The organism is Enterobacter cloacae complex sp. XAL002, from assembly GCF_049236805.1.
Taxonomy (GTDB): Bacteria; Pseudomonadota; Gammaproteobacteria; order Enterobacterales; family Enterobacteriaceae; genus Enterobacter; species Enterobacter intestinihominis.
This window is the reverse complement of the sequence record NZ_JBMKJN010000056.1, coordinates 1-3,535: the sequence shown is the minus strand read 5'-3', so window position 1 is coordinate 3,535 and position 3,535 is coordinate 1. Positions and strand designations below refer to the sequence as shown.

General features: G+C 42.7%; 3 protein-coding genes. 2 read left to right on the top strand and 1 reads right to left on the bottom strand.

Annotated features, from left to right (window positions below; genetic code table 11):
• Nucleotides 1-245: 245 nt before the first annotated feature.
• Together ACOT0L_RS23780 and ACOT0L_RS23775 are read left to right on the top strand one after the other, a co-directional pair.
• A complete protein-coding gene (locus ACOT0L_RS23780; RefSeq protein ID WP_000608644.1) occupies nt 246-1,508 on the top strand; it encodes an IS1380-like element ISEcp1 family transposase in 1,263 nt (420 codons plus the stop codon).
• A 334-nt stretch (nt 1,509-1,842) separates the two neighbouring features.
• Nucleotides 1,843-2,718: an extended-spectrum class A beta-lactamase CTX-M-3 gene (locus ACOT0L_RS23775; RefSeq protein ID WP_011091028.1), complete on the top strand. Its 876-nt coding sequence runs from the start codon at nt 1,843-1,845 to the stop codon at nt 2,716-2,718.
• Nucleotides 2,719-2,764: 46 nt separating this feature from the next.
• On the opposite strand, the gene ACOT0L_RS23770 is transcribed toward ACOT0L_RS23775, so the two are convergent.
• Complete coding sequence (locus ACOT0L_RS23770; protein ID WP_013023839.1) at nt 2,765-3,241, bottom strand: WbuC family cupin fold metalloprotein; 477 nt, start codon at nt 3,239-3,241, stop codon at nt 2,765-2,767.
• Nucleotides 3,242-3,535: the final 294 nt, after the last annotated feature.

The following is a 3,535-nucleotide window of genomic DNA, read 5'->3' as shown; positions in this document are numbered from 1 at the left end:
TTCACCTAGATCCTTTTAAATTAAAAATGAAGTTTTAAATCAATCTAAAGTATATATGACCTAGATTCTACGTCAGTACTTCAAAAAGCATAATCAAAGCCTTGATAAATATGCATTCCTTCGAAATTCAGCTTTCACCCATTGGGTGAAAGAAAAGTGCTCAAAAATATGTTAAATTATCAGCTTTTATGACTCGATATATGGTAAAATAATAGTAAGAAAAGTAGTAAAAAGGGGTTCTAATTATGATTAATAAAATTGATTTCAAAGCTAAGAATCTAACATCAAATGCAGGTCTTTTTCTGCTCCTTGAGAATGCAAAAAGCAATGGGATTTTTGATTTTATTGAAAATGACCTCGTATTTGATAATGACTCAACAAATAAAATCAAGATGAATCATATAAAGACCATGCTCTGCGGTCACTTCATTGGCATTGATAAGTTAGAACGTCTAAAGCTACTTCAAAATGATCCCCTCGTCAACGAGTTTGATATTTCCGTAAAAGAACCTGAAACAGTGTCACGGTTTCTAGGAAACTTCAACTTCAAGACAACCCAAATGTTTAGAGACATTAATTTTAAAGTCTTTAAAAAACTGCTCACTAAAAGTAAATTGACATCCATTACGATTGATATTGATAGTAGTGTAATTAACGTAGAAGGTCATCAAGAAGGTGCGTCAAAAGGATATAATCCTAAGAAACTGGGAAACCGATGCTACAATATCCAATTTGCATTTTGCGACGAATTAAAAGCATATGTTACCGGATTTGTAAGAAGTGGCAATACTTACACTGCAAACGGTGCTGCGGAAATGATCAAAGAAATTGTTGCTAACATCAAATCAGACGATTTAGAAATTTTATTTCGAATGGATAGTGGCTACTTTGATGAAAAAATTATCGAAACGATAGAATCTCTTGGATGCAAATATTTAATTAAAGCCAAAAGTTATTCTACACTCACCTCACAAGCAACGAATTCATCAATTGTATTCGTTAAAGGAGAAGAAGGTAGAGAAACTACAGAACTGTATACAAAATTAGTTAAATGGGAAAAAGACAGAAGATTTGTCGTATCTCGCGTACTGAAACCAGAAAAAGAAAGAGCACAATTATCACTTTTAGAAGGTTCCGAATACGACTACTTTTTCTTTGTAACAAATACTACCTTGCTTTCTGAAAAAGTAGTTATATACTATGAAAAGCGTGGTAATGCTGAAAACTATATCAAAGAAGCCAAATACGACATGGCGGTGGGTCATCTCTTGCTAAAGTCATTTTGGGCGAATGAAGCCGTGTTTCAAATGATGATGCTTTCATATAACCTATTTTTGTTGTTCAAGTTTGATTCCTTGGACTCTTCAGAATACAGACAGCAAATAAAGACCTTTCGTTTGAAGTATGTATTTCTTGCAGCAAAAATAATCAAAACCGCAAGATATGTAATCATGAAGTTGTCGGAAAACTATCCGTACAAGGGAGTGTATGAAAAATGTCTGGTATAATAAGAATATCATCAATAAAATTGAGTGTTGCTCTGTGGATAACTTGCAGAGTTTATTAAGTATCATTGCAGCAAAGATGAAATCAATGATTTATCAAAAATGATTGAAAGGTGGTTGTAAATAATGTTACAATGTGTGAGAAGCAGTCTAAATTCTTCGTGAAATAGTGATTTTTGAAGCTAATAAAAAACACACGTGGAATTTAGGTTTCATTCTGGCGACGTCCGTATTTGCCTTTCGGAAGCATAAAATCGGACGCGTTGTGGCTCGCTTCAGGTAAAATATTGACTATTCATGTTGTTGTTATTTCGTCTCTTCCAGAATAAGGAATCCCATGGTTAAAAAATCACTGCGCCAGTTCACGCTGATGGCGACGGCAACCGTCACGCTGTTGTTAGGAAGTGTGCCGCTGTATGCGCAAACGGCGGACGTACAGCAAAAACTTGCCGAATTAGAGCGGCAGTCGGGAGGCAGACTGGGTGTGGCATTGATTAACACAGCAGATAATTCGCAAATACTTTATCGTGCTGATGAGCGCTTTGCGATGTGCAGCACCAGTAAAGTGATGGCCGCGGCCGCGGTGCTGAAGAAAAGTGAAAGCGAACCGAATCTGTTAAATCAGCGAGTTGAGATCAAAAAATCTGACCTTGTTAACTATAATCCGATTGCGGAAAAGCACGTCAATGGGACGATGTCACTGGCTGAGCTTAGCGCGGCCGCGCTACAGTACAGCGATAACGTGGCGATGAATAAGCTGATTGCTCACGTTGGCGGCCCGGCTAGCGTCACCGCGTTCGCCCGACAGCTGGGAGACGAAACGTTCCGTCTCGACCGTACCGAGCCGACGTTAAACACCGCCATTCCGGGCGATCCGCGTGATACCACTTCACCTCGGGCAATGGCGCAAACTCTGCGGAATCTGACGCTGGGTAAAGCATTGGGCGACAGCCAACGGGCGCAGCTGGTGACATGGATGAAAGGCAATACCACCGGTGCAGCGAGCATTCAGGCTGGACTGCCTGCTTCCTGGGTTGTGGGGGATAAAACCGGCAGCGGTGACTATGGCACCACCAACGATATCGCGGTGATCTGGCCAAAAGATCGTGCGCCGCTGATTCTGGTCACTTACTTCACCCAGCCTCAACCTAAGGCAGAAAGCCGTCGCGATGTATTAGCGTCGGCGGCTAAAATCGTCACCGACGGTTTGTAATAGCGGAAACGGAATGGGGAAACTCATTCCGTTTTTGTTTATCGCCTTAGACGGCAAAAGTGCTGTCGCCCACCTGCGCTTGCGCATACCAGGCCATAAGCTCCGTGGTTCCTGGTTCTCCTTCCGCTGGAGCCCAGTGCGCATAGTCATCGGCAGCCACGGGTTGATAGCCACCGTGTTTTACTTCAAAAATTATGCCACCGGTATCCAGCGACAGCACGGCATGCCAGGTTCCTGCGGCCATCTCCAGCACCGTACAGGTTTCCCCCAATATCGCCCGATGGGTGACGGTACCCCGATCGTCAAAATTCAGCACCACGAAACGACCCCTTAATGGCAACAGTAGCTCGAAGGTGTGAGGGTGTCGGTGCGGGCGCACGTAGGTCCCAGGTTCCATGGCAATAGCCAGACGTTGGACCGAATCGCTTAATTCTGGATGGAAATTACGGTGCGCGCGGAGCCGAGGCGATTGCACAGCCGCTGCGCTCTGTTGCTGCATATCGCTCATGGTAATTTGTTTCATCAGGATGACCTTGTCGATTAATGAATTGGGGGGGATTACCGTATGACGTCAGGGTGACAGAACCCGCAGAGCAAGTGAAGAACTGGGTTTGCCAATTTTTCCCTATCCTGATTTACTGAAATGGTATTGACGGTAGTGCTGATATTCAGGCCACTTTTTTAGTTGATAAAAGTCTGTAATTCTTTTTACCGTCTGGGAAAAATTTACGGTGGTAATCACCCCCCAATTATTTCAGTATGAGTAAACTTGGTCTGACAGTTACCAATGCTTAATCAGTGAGGCACCTATCTCAGC

Coding starts and splice junctions, on each gene's coding strand:
- ACOT0L_RS23770 (WP_013023839.1), bottom strand. CDS start 3,241: ATGAAACAAATTACCATGAGCGATATGCAGCAACAGAGCGCAGCGGCT.
- ACOT0L_RS23780 (WP_000608644.1), top strand. CDS start 246: ATGATTAATAAAATTGATTTCAAAGCTAAGAATCTAACATCAAATGCA.
- ACOT0L_RS23775 (WP_011091028.1), top strand. CDS start 1,843: ATGGTTAAAAAATCACTGCGCCAGTTCACGCTGATGGCGACGGCAACC.